The organism is Levilactobacillus parabrevis ATCC 53295 (genome assembly GCF_001434055.1).
Taxonomy (GTDB): domain Bacteria; phylum Bacillota; class Bacilli; order Lactobacillales; family Lactobacillaceae; genus Levilactobacillus; species Levilactobacillus parabrevis.
On the sequence record NZ_AZCZ01000015.1, the window covers coordinates 44,435 to 61,621 of the forward strand.

The 17,187-nt window shown below is 49.6% G+C and carries 16 protein-coding genes; 11 read left to right on the plus strand and 5 right to left on the minus strand.

The window, feature by feature from the left end:
* Positions 1-283: 283 nt before the first annotated feature.
* The 3 genes from FD07_RS05535 to FD07_RS05545 all read right to left on the minus strand — a co-directional run bounded on the left by FD07_RS05535 (position 284) and on the right by FD07_RS05545 (position 2,098).
* Entirely contained in the window at positions 284-1,204 is a 921-nt protein-coding gene (locus FD07_RS05535) for a peptidylprolyl isomerase PrsA (protein ID WP_020089248.1), read from the minus strand.
* A gap of 112 nt (positions 1,205-1,316) precedes the next feature.
* Positions 1,317-1,637, minus strand: a complete 321-nt coding sequence (locus FD07_RS05540) for a hypothetical protein (protein ID WP_020089249.1) — start codon at positions 1,635-1,637, stop codon at positions 1,317-1,319.
* Between the two features lie 2 nt (positions 1,638-1,639).
* Positions 1,640-2,098: an HIT family protein gene (locus FD07_RS05545; protein WP_020089250.1), complete on the minus strand. Its 459-nt coding sequence runs from the start codon at positions 2,096-2,098 to the stop codon at positions 1,640-1,642.
* 513 nt (positions 2,099-2,611) lie between these two features.
* Here FD07_RS05545 and FD07_RS05550 point away from each other — a divergent pair.
* From FD07_RS05550 to pepF, 6 genes are all read left to right on the plus strand, one after another.
* The gene (locus FD07_RS05550; RefSeq protein WP_020089251.1) at positions 2,612-3,346 is read left to right on the plus strand and encodes an ABC transporter ATP-binding protein; all 735 of its coding nucleotides are present in this window, start codon (positions 2,612-2,614) and stop codon (positions 3,344-3,346) included.
* Entirely contained in the window at positions 3,343-4,569 is a 1,227-nt protein-coding gene (locus FD07_RS05555) for an ABC transporter permease (protein WP_020089252.1), read from the plus strand. Before FD07_RS05550 ends, FD07_RS05555 begins: the two co-directional genes overlap by 4 nt.
* A gap of 58 nt (positions 4,570-4,627) precedes the next feature.
* Complete coding sequence (locus FD07_RS05560) at positions 4,628-5,419, plus strand: phosphotransferase family protein (RefSeq protein ID WP_020089253.1); 792 nt, start codon at positions 4,628-4,630, stop codon at positions 5,417-5,419.
* 62 nt (positions 5,420-5,481) lie between these two features.
* Entirely contained in the window at positions 5,482-6,135 is a 654-nt protein-coding gene (gene trmB / locus FD07_RS05565; protein ID WP_020089254.1) for a tRNA (guanosine(46)-N7)-methyltransferase TrmB, read from the plus strand.
* A 136-nt stretch (positions 6,136-6,271) separates the two neighbouring features.
* Positions 6,272-7,357, plus strand: a complete 1,086-nt coding sequence (locus FD07_RS05570; protein ID WP_020089255.1) for a competence protein CoiA — start codon at positions 6,272-6,274, stop codon at positions 7,355-7,357.
* Between the two features lie 83 nt (positions 7,358-7,440).
* Positions 7,441-9,249: an oligoendopeptidase F gene (pepF, locus tag FD07_RS05575; RefSeq protein WP_020089256.1), complete on the plus strand. Its 1,809-nt coding sequence runs from the start codon at positions 7,441-7,443 to the stop codon at positions 9,247-9,249.
* A 115-nt stretch (positions 9,250-9,364) separates the two neighbouring features.
* On the opposite strand, the gene FD07_RS05580 is transcribed toward pepF, so the two are convergent.
* A complete protein-coding gene (locus FD07_RS05580; RefSeq protein ID WP_020089257.1) occupies positions 9,365-10,225 on the minus strand; it encodes a DegV family protein in 861 nt (286 codons plus the stop codon).
* Positions 10,226-10,375: 150 nt separating this feature from the next.
* Positions 10,376-11,026 (minus strand): DsbA family protein, encoded by a 651-nt coding sequence (locus FD07_RS05585; protein WP_020089258.1) that lies wholly within the window; start codon positions 11,024-11,026, stop codon positions 10,376-10,378.
* 316 nt (positions 11,027-11,342) lie between these two features.
* On the opposite strand from FD07_RS05585, the gene FD07_RS05590 reads away from it, so the two are divergent.
* From FD07_RS05590 to asp1, 5 genes are all read left to right on the plus strand, one after another.
* Positions 11,343-12,002: a GTP pyrophosphokinase gene (locus tag FD07_RS05590; protein WP_020089259.1), complete on the plus strand. Its 660-nt coding sequence runs from the start codon at positions 11,343-11,345 to the stop codon at positions 12,000-12,002.
* Between the two features lie 4 nt (positions 12,003-12,006).
* Positions 12,007-12,810: an NAD kinase gene (locus FD07_RS05595; protein ID WP_020089260.1), complete on the plus strand. Its 804-nt coding sequence runs from the start codon at positions 12,007-12,009 to the stop codon at positions 12,808-12,810.
* The gene (locus tag FD07_RS05600; protein ID WP_020089261.1) at positions 12,807-13,718 is read left to right on the plus strand and encodes an RluA family pseudouridine synthase; all 912 of its coding nucleotides are present in this window, start codon (positions 12,807-12,809) and stop codon (positions 13,716-13,718) included. The genes FD07_RS05595 and FD07_RS05600 overlap by 4 nt, the downstream gene beginning before the upstream one ends.
* 219 nt (positions 13,719-13,937) lie before the next feature.
* The gene (locus FD07_RS05605) at positions 13,938-15,449 is read left to right on the plus strand and encodes a glycosyltransferase (RefSeq protein ID WP_020089262.1); all 1,512 of its coding nucleotides are present in this window, start codon (positions 13,938-13,940) and stop codon (positions 15,447-15,449) included.
* 147 nt (positions 15,450-15,596) lie between these two features.
* Positions 15,597-17,114 carry an accessory Sec system glycosyltransferase Asp1 gene (gene asp1, locus FD07_RS05610; protein WP_020089263.1) on the plus strand — a complete coding sequence of 506 codons (1,518 nt, stop codon included), beginning with the start codon at positions 15,597-15,599 and terminating at the stop codon, positions 17,112-17,114.
* Positions 17,115-17,187: the final 73 nt, after the last annotated feature.

Sequence of the window (17,187 nt, forward strand, 5' to 3'; positions counted from 1 at the left end):
ACAAGAACAGCGATTTTTTAGCAAGTGTCAGCCTTGAGGGCGGTGAAAATAAACTCAGCCGTGGGAATTCTCTTAGTGACTTGTCGCTTAGAGAATTGGTGACTTTGAAACTCGCTTCTTATAGGTTCAAAGCAAGTTCCGAGACCGCTCTTTGGCTTGAGACGTCCGCCCACCGCGTTCCAGTTTATTTTCACTGCCCGGCAAGGCGAAGGGCAAAGACGACAAAAAAATCCCCGGTAAGCCGACGGAAATCGGTGTACCGGGGATTCGTTTAATTCAGAAATTACTTAGTTGCGGATGAAGTCGTCTTTGAAGACTTGCTTGATGATAAGTAATCAGACAAGATGTTCTTCAAATCGTTATCCTTGATGGAAACGTCACCCTTCTTCAAGACCTTGGCAACCACGTTGTGCAGAACAGTAGAATCGTTCATGTCGTTGTCAATGATTTGCTTCTTAAGTTCAGCCTTGTGTTGGTTCATAGTACCCTTACCAGGGTTCTTCAACATTAAGATGACGTGGTAACCGTATTGCGTCTTAACAGGCGTAGCGGTGTATTCACCAGTCTTCAGCTTGAAGGCAGCCTTCTTGAAGGTTGAGTCCAGAGAAGTATCAGTGCTATCGAAGGCACTCAACTTACCACCCTTGTTCTTGGTAGCTGTATCAGTAGAGTACTTCTTAGCTAACTTCGTGAATTCAGACGTCATGTCGCTCTTCTTGGTGTCCTTCAAGTCGTTGATAACAGTGTTAGCAGTAGACTTCTTGGATACTAAGATGTGGGCAACAGTAACTTCTGGTTCGTAGCTCTTGAATTGCTTCTTGTATTGCGCATCAGTAACCGTTACGTTGTCCTTAACGGCTTCCTTCAACAGTAAGTTAGAACGGATTTCAGTCTTTAAGCTGGATTCCGTCATCCCACTTTGTGCAAGAACGCTCTTGAATGATGACCCGTATTGGGCTTTGTAGGTATTGAATTGCTTAGTAACAGCGGTCTTCTTGACCTTGCTACCGTATTGCTTTTCCAAGACCTTGTTCAGGATCATTTGTTGCAGAACTTGCTTACCAGATGAAGTTCCCTTCAAACTGCTGTAGTAAGCACTTTCGGTGATCTTGCCACCGCTAGTGGTTGCAACGGTTTGGTTCCCACAACCAGCAAGCGTTACAGTCAGTAACAAGCCAGCAAGGGCGATAAACCATTTCTTCATATTACTCAACACATCCATTCATCAAAATTGGTGTAAACACCATACTTGGATATCATAACACAAATATAGCGAAACCTAAAAAGGTACGCGAAGCTTTACAAAAAGTTCAAATTTAGAGCTTATCCCAGCGTGAGACGGTATCCTGAATTTCTTCCACGCGGGGGCCAATTTTAAACGCAAACTTTTCAACGTCGCTTTGGATGTCTTCAATGGCAGGGGTGGCAGCAGTGACAGCGGCGTCAAGGGCGGCCACCTTTGTTGTCACGTTATCTTTAGCCGTTTTGACGTCATCAACCTTGTTAACAGTGTCTTTGATTTGGTCACCGAGTTGCTGGGCCCAGACGCGTGGGTCTTGCTTGGTCAACGTAAAGTAGGCTGCCAAACCAACGCCGGTTGCCAGGGTAACGCCCGTTAGAAATTTACCAAATCCCATGATTAATCCTCCACGTGTGCTTTGATCTTAGCTTGAATAGCGGCGTAGTCGTCTGGTGTGTAGTTGCCGGAGTTATCCTTAAAGATCATTTGGAAATCATCGTCGTCGGTGTAGCGGGGAACCAGGTGGAAGTGGGAATGGAACACGGATTGATAGGCCACCTTACCATTGTTATTGACGATGTTCATCCCAGTAATGGCGGGATCTGACGCCTGAACGGCACGGGCGATTCGCGGAATCCGGGAGAAGACGGCTGCTGCGAGATCACTGTCGTAGGCGAAGATGTCCTTGACGTGGGTCTTCGGAATGACCAGTGTGTGGCCGGGAGTCCCTTGTGAAATGTCTAGGAAAGCCTTCACGATATTATCTTCGTAAACGGTGTAGCTCGGGATGTCTCCCTTTAAGATTTTGCAAAAAATACAGTCGTCATCATAGTGCGGTTCGAGTGTCATTTTATCCATGAAATCTCCTTCTTTCGGGTTGATTTCGTCTATTATACACCATCGTTAGGGGCGGATTCATCTCCACCGTTCGTTCACAGTCTACGCTATGGTATAATAGCTGAGTTATCACCGACCACTAGGGTATCCGTTGGACTTGGAATTGTGTGGGCTGTCGCCTTACCGGGTGGTGCAAATAAACCGGGACGCTGTGGGCGGACGCCTGGAGCCAAAGGGCGGTCTCCAGCCTTGCTTTTAACCTCTGAAAGGCGAGTTTCAAAAGCACCAATTCTCTAAGCGGCATGACCCATGCCACTAAGAGAATTCCCACGGCTGAGTTTATTTGCGCCACCCTCACGGCTTAAATGCGTTTAAGAAAGTTCCGCTTACGCTAACGGTCGGGTGCATACCTGAGAATTTTTAGCTAGGTAGCTGGACCTCGGGTGTGGCGACAACGGTAGCGTTCATTAAATTTAGAAAAAATTAAAGACCGCCTAGTTAACAGCAGGGTGGTCAAGAAATGAGGGAATGTTTATGGCTTTAGAAGTTAGCCACGTTGTGGGAGGGTACTCCCAGATTCCCGTCTTAAAGGATATTAGTTTTGACGTTAAGGACGGCGAATTGGTTGGTTTGATCGGGCTGAATGGTGCCGGTAAATCAACGACGATCAATCATGTTATTGGGTTATTAACACCCCATAAGGGAACGATTACGCTTAACGGCGTGACCATCGATCAGGATAGTCAGGCGTATAAGCAACAGATTGCTTACATTCCTGAAACGCCCGTGCTGTATCAAGAATTGACGCTGCGGGAACATCTGGAAGTGACCATGATGGCCTATGATTTGGACCATGATCAAGCTTGGACGACGGCTCATGAGTTATTGAAGACCTTCCGGCTGGATAATAAGCTGGACTGGTTCCCCGCGAACTTCTCCAAGGGGATGAAGCAAAAGGTCATGATCGTCTGTGCCTTCTTGACACAGGCCAAACTGTTTATCATTGATGAGCCCTTCCTGGGGCTAGATCCGTTGGCCGTTAACGATCTGTTGAATCTGATTGAGGATCGCAAGAAGAAGGGTGCTAGCATTCTGATGTCGACCCACGTGCTGGACACGGCGCAACGTTACTGTGACCGCTTCGTTCTATTGCATGATGGTCAAGTTAAGACTGAAGGGACTCTCAGTGAGTTACAAGCCGCTCTTCCCGAAGCGGGGGAATCGCTGAATGATATTTACCTGTCCATGACGAAGGTCGACCGCGCATGACCGGTTTATTCAAGACGCGGCTGCAGCGCCATCTCCGGGAAATGGCGAAGTATTTGCGGCTCGTGTTCAATGATTTCTTTGTCTTTGCCCTGCTCTTCTTAATGGGGGGCTTGGGATACGGCTATTCAAATATGTTAAAGACGCTGAAGACCGGCTACTGGTGGGCACCCGTTGTGGCGCTGCTGGTGTTGGTAATTGTGGCACAGATTGGGCGGTTTGCGACGCTGATTGAAGATGCCGATCGCGTCTTCCTATTGCCAAAGGAACGGGCGATGCACGCTTACTTGGTGGCCGCTCGGCGGTACAGCCAAGGTTTGGCACAGGCTACCCAGGTGATTGCCGTCTTCCTGTTGGCACCATTTATGAGTGTGACCATGGCTTGGCCGGTGTTGAGCCTCGTTGAATTGGGCTTGGCGCAGATCATCTTAAAGGATGCGCTGCTCCGGCTTGACTTGGCGAGTGCCTACCAGGTCACGGGACAGACGCGGATGAATCGTTGGGAGTTCAAGTGGCTGCTGAGTATTGTTGTCTTGGCGGCGGGGTTGTGGACGCTACCCTTGGTGGCCGTTGGCTTAGCCTTGATTCTCGATATCGCCGTGGCCGTCTGGTACGCCCAGCACTGGCAAAAACAACAGATTCGTTGGCGTGAACAGATTAAGATTGAAGATAATCGGATGCTGGGCATTTATCGCTTCTTCAACATGTTTACTGAAGTACCTATGCTGGCCGGCACGATTAAACGCCGGCGCTATCTCGATGGCCTATTCAAACTGATCAAGCCACGACACGATAAGTTCTATCTCTACCTCTACAGTCGGGGTATGGTGCGGGGCAGTGAGTTCAGTGGGCTAGTCGTTCGGTTAACGGTGATCGGTATGTTGCTGCTGTACTTTGTCCGGGGTGAGTGGTTGCCAGTGATTCTGGCGGCTCTGTTCATCTACCTGATTGGGTTTCAACTGCTCCCATTCTTCCAGCAATACGAGGATATCGTCTTTACCCACGTCTATCCAATCTTACCGGCACAGCGCTTAAAGAGCTTCGTGACGCTGATTACGCTGATTCTGAGTGTGGCGGCGTTGCTCCTGTGGCTCGTGGTCGTTGTGGCCAATCCACACCTGATGACGGCTGGGATAACGCTGCTGGTCGAGGTCGTTGAGGTCTGGTACCTCGCCAGAATCTATACACCGCAACGGTTAGCTCGGTCGATTGAAAATAGGGCTTGACGTGGCTCTAATTTCCCCATAGAATTAATAATAGCTGACAAATCGAGGAGGGGTGACCATGGCACTGGATATCAGTGACGGCTGGAGTCTGTATCCGCTGGGCGGGAATACCGGTACAGCGTATATGGGGACGAAGGCTTCACAAAAAGTGTTCTTAAAACAAAATGCGTCACCGTTTCTTGCCGCGCTCTCGATGGAGGGCATCACACCCCGGTTGGTGTGGACGAAGCGGCTTGCCAGTGGGGATGTCATGACGGCTCAGGAATGGCTGAACGGTCGCACGTTGCATCGCGAAGAAATGCGCGAACAGCGGGTCGCTCGGCTCCTGCATCGGGTCCATCATTCTCACCTGCTTCATGATATGTTATTAAAAGTCGGCGGACGATTTACCACGCCCGCCCAGTTGTTGACTCGCTTACAGCCAGCCCTAGCTGCTGACTTACGGCGCCATCCGCTGATTCAATCGGCGTTTGCCGCGTTACAAGCTGAGCAACCACAACTGCCCAAGACGCATTACGAAGTATGTCATGGTGATTTAAACCATAAAAATTGGCTGTTGTCTGATCGGCGACGGCTGTACCTAGTCGACTGGGATGCAGCAACGTTTGCCGATCCCGCTTATGATCTCGGCGCCTTGCTCTGTGAATACGTGCCACTGGAAGAGTGGCAACGGTGGTTACAGGACTATGGCGAGAAGATCACGGCGGATTTAACGGCGCGGGTCAACTGGTATGCGCGGATTCACTGTTTAACGGTGATTGCCGACAGTTACCACCAACAGCGTTTTCAAATTATGAATCAACATTTAATTTTATTAGAAAAGCTGACGAGAGAGTCAGTGACGGACTAAGCGTCGGCGGGAGCGAGGAAGGACCTTGCGCCCGCCGTTGTGATTGAAGGAGGAATTGGACATTGCGCGTGCGAAATAAACCGTGGGCCAAGGATTATGTGGCCGAACACACTGAACGACTCGTTGAGGAACCAGAACCACTGAAGGGGAAGTGGCAGAGCCGTTTCCCTAAGGACCAACCGTTGTATGTTGAGATTGGAACGGGTAAGGGGCAGTTCATCGTTGAAATGGCGAAGGCCCATCCCGACCGAAACTTCATTGGGATCGAAATTCAGTTCTCCGTGATTGCAGCGGCTTTGAAGAAGGTCGTTGCCAGTGAACTGACTAACATTCAATTGGTTCACACGGATGGCGAAGCAGTCAACACGTTCTTTGCGGCTGGCGAAATTGCCGGCCTGTACCTGAACTTTTCCGATCCGTGGCCTAAGTCGCGGCATGCTAAGCGGCGGTTGACGTCACCAGTCTTTCTGGCGCACTACGCCGATGTTTTACAGCCTGAAGGCGCAATTCAATTTAAGACCGATAACCGGGGCCTGTTCGAATATTCCTTAGGGAGTTTGAACAACTTTGGCTTGGTCTTCGATGGGGTCTGGCTCGATCTTCACGCCGCTACGGATGACGTGGAAGATATTCAGACGGAATACGAACAAAAATTTTCAGCGAAGGGGCCAATCTATCAAGTGATTGCCCACTTCCCGACTGAAACTAAAGATTAAGCTTGCGGGTCCGTGGGGACAGACAGTGGTGATGACACCGGTGTTTGTTCGCACGGATTTTTTTGAAATAAATTGCAGAAATAAAATATATTTTGGCCCTTTTTACGGAGTTAGAGAGTAAAGGGGGACGGCGACCATGTTGATTGCTTTACTGAAGGGGAAGTTGATTGACGCGGCGTATGCAAAGCGGCTGCAAGACTATTGCTGTCCCGCTTGCCGACAACGCGTGACCTTACATCATGGGACGCGGGTCCAGCCGTACTTTGCCCATCGACCCAGGGCAGCCTGCACAATTCTAGGTGAGGGCGAGACCCAACAACATTTGATGGGCAAACGACAATTAATGGCATTCTTTGACTCGTGGGGAACGGTATCCTTGGAACGGATCTTACCGGATATTCAGCAACGCGCGGACTGTTGGGTGGAACGAAAGGGGCAACGACCGGTTGCTATCGAGTTTCAATGCAGTCCAATCATGACGAGACAGGTTGCTTGGCGAACCAGGGGGTATCAGAAACTGAACGTTTATCCTTTTTGGATTTTGGGGAGTCGCTATAGTAAGCAAAAGCTAGGGTGGTCGCTGATTGAGCGATTTGCCACTTGGCTGCGTGGGTGGGGCCTGTGTCTCTTATTTTGGGATGTCCAACACCAGCGCATGCGGATCGACCATCATCTCTATCAAGATGCGCTCGGCAACTATCATCGTCGGACAACCTGGTTGCTAAATATTGACGAATTAATTGCCGGTAATCAGGTACCACTGCCTAAGTTGGTCCTGGACTATCCTAAATGGCGTTCTCAATTGGCTCGTGATTTACATACGAAGCGGCCCGCAGTGTTGGCGATTCAGGAGGCCCTTTATGCCACGGGACATCATGTATTGGATGTGCCCAACTTCTTGATGACCACGACAGTTACGCTACCGGTTTTTGGGCAGGGGTTGTTGCTGTGGCGTGCGTTGGTCATGGCCCAACTGTTTGCGTTGCCGGTATTGCGAATCACGGGGACCACGATAGATTCGCTTGCGGTAAAAAGTTTTAAAACAGTTGGCGGCCACCAACGAGCGGTTTGGTTTTCGGCGGACAAAGCGCTACATAAAGCACAATGTAGCTTGCTAGTGGATTTGGTGGCGCTGGGCTATTTGCGACCAATTGATGAAAACTGGCAGATTTGTCGACGACCGAAGTGGGTCGGTGAAACAAAGAGTGTTAGAGAACGATGAGAAAAAATAGAGGCGCAGTACCCAACTCCCACACCAGAAGTGGTAAACTATTGTTATGCAAAAATTAAAGGAGGATTAGGAAAATGAAACAAATTCCCGAACGCGCGGCAGTTCCCGAGGCTTTGACCTGGGATCTGACCCCAATTTATGCCGATGACGCGGCCTTTAAGCAGGCCGTTGCTGCAATCAAGGCGCAAGCCAAACAGGTGGCGACCAAGCAAGACCAACTCGCAGAAAGTGCGGGCGACCTTTATGAAGTAACCGCCGCCATTTTTGACCTTAACCGTCAGCTGGAAAAGGTGTACGTGTATGCCTCCCTTAAAAACGATCAAGATACCAGTGATGCCAATGCCCAAGCTTTATCCGGCCAAGCCGAAAGCTTAGTTGCAACGGTGGCTGCGGCTACCTCCTGGTACGAACCAGAAGTGCTCGCTTTGCCACAGGTCGTCTTGCAGGCGTTGATTGACGCGGAACCACGCTTAACTGAATATCAACACTTCTTTGATGTCTTAGGGAAACAACGCGATCACACGTTGTCTGCGACTGAGGAAAAGCTGCTGGCCGGTGCCAGTGATATTTTCGGGGCTTCCGCCAAGACCTACAGCGTTTTGAGCGATGCCGACTTGAAGTTCCCCGTAGTTCAGGACGAAGCGGGCAATGACGTTCAGCTTTCCGAAGGCTTATACGGCGTCTTACTGCAATCAACCCAACCAAAGGTCCGTGAACAAGCTTTTAAAGCCCTGTACAGCGTTTATCAACAATTCCGGCATACATTTGCCAGCACGCTGTCCAGCGAGGTTAAAACGCATAATTTCAGTGCTGAGGTCCGGCATTACGGGAGCGCTCGTGAGGCTGCGATGAGCAGTAATAGCGTGCCTGCTGTCGTTTATGATACGCTGGTCAAGACGGTCAATGACCACTTGGATTCCCTACATCAGTACGTGAACCTGCGTAAAGAGATTCTCGGGTTGCCCGAGCTCCACATGTATGACCTGTATACGCCGATTACGGGGGAACCCAGCCTGTCGTATACCTATCCAGAGGCTCAGCAGGAAGCGCTCAAGGCCCTCAGTGTGCTGGGCCCAGATTACGTGGCTAACGTGCAGAAGATGTTTGATGGGCGCGCAATTGATGTGGTCGAAAACAAGGGGAAGCGGACTGGTGCTTATTCCGGTGGGATGTACGACACCAAGCCTTACATCCTCCTGAACTGGCAGGATAGTCTGGAAAGTCTATTCACGTTGGTTCACGAAATGGGTCACAGCATGCACAGCCACTATACCCGGACTAATCAACCTTACCAGTACGGGGATTACTCGATCTTTGTGGCAGAAATTGCATCAACGACTAACGAAAATCTTCTAACGGATTACCTATTAAAGACGCAGACGGACCCACAAGTTAGAGCTTACGTCCTGAACCATTATCTGGACGGCTTCAAGGGAACGGTCTACCGTCAAACCCAGTTTGCTGAATTTGAAGATTACATTCACCAACAAGCAGCAGCCGGTGAGACGTTGACCGCGGACTTCATGAGTAAGTTCTACGGCGACCTGAACCAGCGCTACTATGGCGATGGGGTCATCTCTGATCCCCAGATTGCGGACGAATGGACGCGAATCCCACACTTCTATTATGACTACTACGTTTATCAGTATTCCACTGGATTTGCGGCCGCAACCACATTGGCCCAACGCGTCCTGAGTGGGGATGTCGCTAAGCGCGATGCCTACCTGAACTACTTGAAGTCTGGGAGCTCCGCTTTACCAATTGAAGTGATGCAAAAGGCAGGGGTCGACATGACCAAGCCAGATTATTTGGAAACGGCATTTAAGACCTTCGACGATCGACTGGCTGAATTCAGTAAGTTAGCGCGTGAGTTGAAGAAGTAAAGCACAGTAACGTTGCGTGACCGGCATGGACGGTTGGCAATAAAAAAAACTGGTATCATCACTGCGTATTTGGCAGTGATGATACCAGTTTTTAGGTTAATCGTACGAGCTAAAACTAAATTGATTGCCAATCTCGTTGCCACAGCACGCCCATCGTCTTTTCGCCAGTGTGCACACTGATGGCGGGGCCCAGCGCACTCCGGGAGACGCGAACCTGTGGGAACTGTTCATGAAGGGCTTGCTGCCATCGGCGTGCGGTCTCTTCATTATTGGCGTCAATGACCGTTGCGTGGAGTGGGTAATCGATCTCCTGTAGGCGCGCGGTCAGGTGGGCAGTGATGAAGCCAAAGGCCTTGCGCATCGTCCGCTCTTTGTCGATGGCGATGATCTTACCCGCGTCGTCGAAGGTCAGTAGTGGTTTGATGTTGAGGAGGTTACCGATCATTGCTGAGCGATTACTCAATCGTCCGGTCCGTGCCAAATGACTCAGGTTGTCCACGGCGAAGTAGACCTGCTGCGTATCGCGAAGGGCGTTCAGCTGGGGAACAATCTGCTCGGCGGTCTGACCAGCCTTAATCAACTTGCCCGCCAGCAAGCACAGATTGGCCTCACCGGCACTGGCAACCAGGGAATCTACCGGATAGATCTTAGCCTTGGTGTAAGTCTGACAGAACATCTTCAGATTGCTAAGAAATGATGTGATGCCACTGGAAAGGTGAATCGAGATGATCTCATCGACGCCCTGGCTAGCCAGCTCATCGTAAGCATCCTCAATCTGTCCCAAAGAGACTTGCGCAGTCGTTGGCAGTTCGTTATCGGTTTTTAAATAATCGTAAAAAGTTTGTGAGCTTAATTCAGACTCGGGATACTGCTGTCCACCGAGAATTACGGTGATGGGCAACACCGTGATCGGATTTTGTGCAATCTGGTCGGCGGTGAGATAGGAAGCAGTATCGGTAACGATGGCAGTTGTCATAAGCGTTCCCCTTTAAAAATCCAAAATAGTTGGGTCAATCATACCATATTGGGTGGGGCAACGGGGGAATATTGGACCACTTTTTTAGGGCCACCGTAATCCATACAAAAAGGCCCACGCAAACGCACGTGGACCTTGCTGTAAAACGATTTATAACACCCGCAGATGCGGTGGAAAAGCACCCAATGATGCTGAATTAGCTTGGTCATTTTTGGGGTAATTAGGTTCAGCCATTAACATTTCTCGCGTAGCAACACCCTGGCTCTCACAGACGTCACACAGGGAGTCGTAAGTCACATCGTTTAAGAGTAATCCGCATTCGGAAACGTCACAATTGAAGATAACTGCAGATGAAGATTGTTGGATCTTCATTTCGGCTGCGAGCTTTTGATCCGTCTTAAAGGCTTGTTTCGCCAAGTCGGAGTCACAGTCTTCCGTGAACATGTCGAGGTCTAAGCGACAGTCTTTCGCCACTTCCACTGCCAAGTTCTGTGAGAACTTTTGGTGGTCGTTGACAACGGCCGTTTGCATGTCGAGTAGGAATTTCCGTCCTTTACGTTTGCCCTGGAAAAGGGCTGCTTTATAGGCTAAAATAGCCTGATAGTAAACGTTGAAGTAGGCGTTACGTTGGGCCAACGTGGGCCGTTCAGGCAAGGCCTGTTCAATGATTTGTTGATTTAGCAGTGGGACGAATTGAAACGACACCTTGCTATTTAAATGGTCGGCCAACCGCATAATATTCTGTTCTGAACGTATGCAACGTGCGCCCAGGGGGTTGACGAACAAATAGACTTCTAACACATTGCTTCCTCCTAATATCTATCCTGCTTGGTAACCAGCAAGGGTCACCAAACAAAAAGTAACAATAGCACTACTTTAGCAAATTTTCAAAAAATAGCAATCCAAACGTTTGTTTGAGGTGAATCCCGTCCGTTTAAAACGCAACCTAATCATGCAACATTTTTGGCTGGAGGTAAAGCTAAACGCCTCGTGAAATCAAAACTGGCAGGAACTTTGAAATTTAACGGGAGGATACCGAGTAATTAGTCTCGGTTCCGGCCGAATTATGGTAAAATTCAAAGGTAAGCTGTGTATTAAAGGTTGGGGGATAGTCGTCATGATAGCAAATTGGGATCAATTTTTATTGCCCTATCAACAGGCCGTGAGCGAGCTGAAAGTTAAGCTCCGCGGTATCCGAAAGCAATTTGAGAATCGCAATCAGCGGCCGCCCATTGAGTTTGTTACCGGACGGGTCAAACCGGTACCTAGTATCGTGGAAAAGATGACCCGGCGGCATGTGGCCGAGGAACGTTTGGAACAAGATATGCAAGACATTGCGGGACTACGCATCATGTGCCAATTTGTTGAGGATATCTACCAAGTGGTTGACCTGCTACGGCAGCGGACGGACCTTACGATTCTTGAGGAACGTGATTACATCCATAACGAAAAGCCCAGTGGCTACCGGTCTTATCACATTGTGATCGAGTATCCGGTTCAGTTGGTCACGGGGGAAAAGAAAATTTTAGCAGAGATTCAGGTGCGGACACTGGCTATGAATTTCTGGGCAACGATTGAGCATTCATTGAATTATAAGTACCAAGGTGACTTCCCGACAGAGCTGAGCGCACGACTCCAGCGAGCGGCGGAGGCCGCTTTCAAGCTGGACACGGAAATGTCCGAAATTCGAGAAGAGATTCAGGAGGCCCAACACTATACACCGCAAAACGGTGCTGGTGGGGATTCTCCGGACGCACCTCACAGTAAGGAAGATTGACGCAATGAAGGTTTCCATTTATGGCAATAACGGCCAGGCCTCAGTGAAGGTCGCGACGGCTTTAAAAAAAGGACTTACGGCGGCGGGAATCGAGCTAGATAGTCTCGATCCAGACATCGTCATCACGGTGGGGGGCGATGGAACGCTGTTGTCGGCGTTTCACCACTACAGTGATCGGTTGGATAGAGTACGCTTCGTGGGGATTCACACGGGACACTTAGGCTTCTATACCGATTGGCGTGATTATGAGGTTCAGGAGCTGATCGATAGTCTAGTCGAAGACAACGGTCAGAGTGTCAGCTACCCGTTGCTCACGATTAAAGTGGAGTATGCGGATGGCACGCATCCCGATAAGGCCTTGGCGTTAAACGAATCGACGATTAAGAAGGTCTCTGGAACCATGGTGGCCGATGTCTATATCAAGGGCGAATTCTTCGAAAGTTTTCGGGGGGATGGCCTGTGTATCTCGACGCCGACTGGCTCGACGGCCTACAATAAGGCCGTTGGTGGTGCTGTGTTGAGTCCGCAATTCAACGCGATTCAGATGGCGGAAATTGCCTCAATCAACAACCTTGTCTTCAGAACGTTGGGGTCACCACTGATTTTACCGGCCGATGAGTGGATTCGCGTGGAACCAGCCAGCTCGGCTAATAATGTTTTGATGTGTGACCAGTTGAGCATTGAAGGGCGGCCAATCAAGGCCATCACCTACCAGATTGCGCAGCAGCGGATTTCCTTTGCGGAGTATCGGCATACGCACTTCTGGCAGCGCGTTGAGTCTTCCTTTATTGGGAGGGACAACGGATGACGGCCTTTGCCTGGCGCGTGACGGGGACCAGCCCGATTCACGTGCGGACGGTCTTAATGGACCACGGGGTGACGCGGACCTTCCTGAAGAAAGTGAAATTTCACGGTGGAATTGTCACTTTGGATGGCGTAGAGGTTCGCGTCATTGCGATGGCTAATCCCGGTCAGACCGTGGGACTACAACTGCCACCAGAGCAGGCAAACGATCACGTTTCAACGTCATTTGCTCCGCTGGAGATTCTCTATGAGGACCCCCACTTTTTAGTGGTGAATAAGCCGGCTGGAATGGCGTCTGTGCCATCGCACCTCTATCCAGATGATACGTTGGCCAATCGCGTCAAAGGGCACCTGACGGCAATTAAGGCCGATAGCACGGTGACCCACATTGTGACGCGACTGGATCGTGAGACCAGTGGCGCTGTCATCTTTGCCAAACATCACTTTGCCCACTCGATTCTCGACAAACAATTGAAGTTACACCAGTTGGATAAACGCTACGTGGCGGTGGCTGCGGGCGTTGTGGCACCGCGCCATCAGCTGGTGACGGCCCCGATTGGCCGCGCGACAGGGTCGTTTATCAAGCGAGCGGTTCGGCCGGATGGACGGCAAGCTAAGACGGAACTCCGAGTGGTTGCGCAGTCGCAGACGGCTAGCCTGTTGGCGGTCAAGCTCCACACGGGTCGGACCCACCAGATTCGCGTGCATTGCGAGTCAATTGGCCACCCCTTGTTGGGGGATTGGTTGTACGGTACGACTACGAATCCGTGGATTCGCCGCCAGGCACTGCACTGTGCGCGATTGTCTTTCTACGAACCATTCGTGCAGCGGTGGGTGACGTGTTACGCGCCGTTGCCGAGCGATATGGCGCGGGTGATTCAGCATGAGATTTATGATAATAACATTAGATAGCTAATAGGTCCCGAACCTCAGTGAAAACTGATGGTGCGGGGCTTTTTCGTTTGTAAGTCCGCTTTACTTCCCCGATGGATGTTAGCTTTTTGAGGTGGATTAGTTGCTTGCCAGTTGAATTTGGCTTAAGTTATAATCATAGAATTGCAAGTGCTTTCATTTAAACGGACGGTTACAACGTGTTTGAATGAAACGTTTGCGTAAAGAGGTGAGGGTGTCGTGAATTATTTTGTGGATATGAATTTGGGGTCGGCGGTAACCGGGATTGAAAAAGCCCAGTTTAACCGGATGAAGCTGTTTCAAAAGGCTGGTATGCCGGCAACCTTGGTGTATTTGGCGTATGGGTCACGGTTACATGAACATTTGAAGAAGTTTGGCTTCCAGGGTGTCGGCTTTTCCATGTATGATTACTTTCAAGAGAGTCGCCAGTATCGAGATGTGGGGCATTTTGATTGGCGCCACTATTGGCAAATGACCTGTCATTATCGCTTGCGGGACGTTCCAGATACGAATGACGTCCGGGTGGACAATGAGGATGGGCTGTTTTTGATGTACGCACATTTCTTGGATAAGGATTATAGCCAAGTTGATTACATTAATTATTTTGATCATGATCACAATAAGATTCGGCGAGACGTTTATGACAGTCGGGGGTTTCTGAGCCGGACGAGCCTGCTGGCTGAGAACAATCAGGTTAACACGGAACTCTACTACAGCCCAGATCAACAAATCAAAATCATCAAGCAGTGTAAGCAGGTGGACGAGAAGTCTCTGTTGCGGTCGGTGACACTAAAGAACTATGGCCAGCGAGATTACTACTTTAATGATGAAACGGAACTGCAAACGTTCTTCGTCAATGAGTTGGCGCAGGCTGGCGATATTTTCTTCTCCGATCGAAACGGGAAGATGGCGCCGGCACTGGATCGGACGCGCCCAGAAATTAAGATTTGTCCGGTCTTTCACAGTACCCACGTTCGGGCCGGTCAAGATATTGTGACGGGGGCGCTCAAGCGTGGTATTTACGATTATATTCTGGCACATCCAGCCCGGTTTAATGGAATTGTGGTGTCGACTGAACAGCAGCGGACGGATCTGCTGGCACGCTTCAGTAATCTGCCACCGATTACAACGATTCCAGTCGGGTATGCGACAGCTCAGCCGGTTGATGTGATGCGCCGAGATCCGCATCGGATCATTAGTGTGGCCCGCTACTCACCGGAGAAGCAGCTCATGCATCAGGTTAGAGCGGTTGAAGAATTAATTCCGGAATTTCCGGACATTCAGTTACATTTGTTAGGATTTGGGAATAAAATTAAAAACGAGCTACAAAAGTATATTGATGAACACAGTTTAGGCGACTATGTTTTTCTCAGGGGGTTCCAAAAAGACCTGACGGACGAGTATCGCCAAGCTTCGTTAGCCTTGATGACCAGCGTTGAAGAGGGCTTCTCCCTGTCGACCGTTGAAGAATTGAGCTATGGCATCCCCGTGATTGGTTATGACATTCGTTATGGACCAAACGAAATGATTCACGATGGGGAGAACGGTTTTTTGGTTCCGGCAAATGATCAGGAACAACTCGTTGAAAAGATGCGAGAATACCTGTCTAACAGGGAATTACAGCTGACCTTCATGGGAAACGCCCAGCGCTTAGTCCAGGCGTATTCACCGACGAAGACGATGGAAAAATGGGAAAAACTGGTTCAATCTTTGAACAGTCAGCCAAAATAATTTTTTGTGTCAGATAGCAATTGGTTTTAATTATAAAAGAAATTAGGTATAATTGAATATGTCGATGCGTGGCGGTTGTATTTAGATGAGACCGCATACATCAGGAATACGGGAACCATTATTCAAAACGAATGGGAGTGTTGCGCTGTGTATTACTTTGTCAATGAGTATATTCTGCAAAAAAATTCGAGTGTTGAACATACGGCGATGAATCGGGTCAAGTTGTTTAACCACTACAAGGCGCCTGCGAAGATTGTCACGAAGATTTATGATCGACTGCTCCATCGGACGATTGGTGATTTTGGGATAACCGATGACCAAGTCGTGAATATGTTCGATTACTTTCAAGGGGTTACGGACTATACGGACGTCAAGGTTATGACGACGGATAATATTCACATACCAGTTGAGTATGAGGTTACCGTGGGCGCTAACTTTAGCGGGGTAGCTGACGGTGACCGGTTGGTAGGTAATGTTGGGTTCATCCCTGGCACGGTTGGCCGGGTGTTCTACCAAGAATTCTTTGACCCACAGGGCAATCGAATCGGGACTGATCTCTGGGATTGGCGCGGATTTAAGTCAGCGACCCAGTACTTTGGTCAGAATGGTCAATTGATCTTACAACGGTACTACACACCGGCTGGCCAAACGGTGCTGGAGGAGTACTACGCCCAAGATACTGAGGGTAAGCCGCTTCCTTCACGGATAATCTTGAAGGATTATCACGGTGAGGGGGACCGGTTCTTCCAGAATACGGATGATTTATTCAATTTCTTCTTGAACGAATTGAGCAATCAGGATAGCGAGACAACGACCTTTATCGTTGACCGCCCAGGTACTGGGGTCAAACCATTGCTGGCCTTAAATGATGCCTCCCGGAAGTATCTCTACATTCCTATCAACCACGCAGTCAATCCCAATGATCCAGTGCACGCTGACCTGGATGGCTTCTTGGCACCAGCGTTTGAACACTTTGGGCACTTTGATGGTTTTATCACAGCGACCGCTCAGCAGGCTGAGCATTTGACAACGCGTTTTCCTAAAGCGCATGTCTTCTCTATGCCAGCTGTGGCAACGCTACCGTTGTCGAAAGAAGCAACGGAGAAGGTGGCGCCAGCGCAGCGGATACCACACAGTTTGCTGTATGTTGGTCGGATTAGTCAAGATAAGCAGATTGATCAACAGCTACGGATGTTTGCCCTCGTCAAGGATCGTGTGCCGGACGCCACGTTCACGCTCTTTGGCTATGGAGATCCCCAGTACGTTTCGGATATGAAGAAGCTCACGGATGAACTTAGGTTGACGGGCAGTGTCTTCTTTAAGGATTACGATGCCAGCTTGGTTGCACAATATGACCATTATCAGGTCCTGACGAATATGTCGCTAGCCGATGGTGGGCCACTGGCCATGATGGAAGCGCTGATGCACGGGATTCCTGCTGTCAGCTACAAGTTTAATTATGGCCCCGCGGAGCTCATTACGGATGGTCAAGATGGCTATTTGATTGATCCAGGTCAGAACTTACAGATGGCCGAAAAGATTGTGGGCTTGTTCACGGATACGGCCAAATTAACGGCGTTTAGTGATGCTGCTTATGCCAAGTCGCACACACAGTGGACACGTCGGAAGGTCTGGAATCGTTGGCAGAAGGAGCTCAAAGCCTAACGTAGCGGCTTGAGAAAGGAAGGTCTGGGAATGTATTATTTTTTAAATGCCCCAATTGTCAAATCAAGTGCAA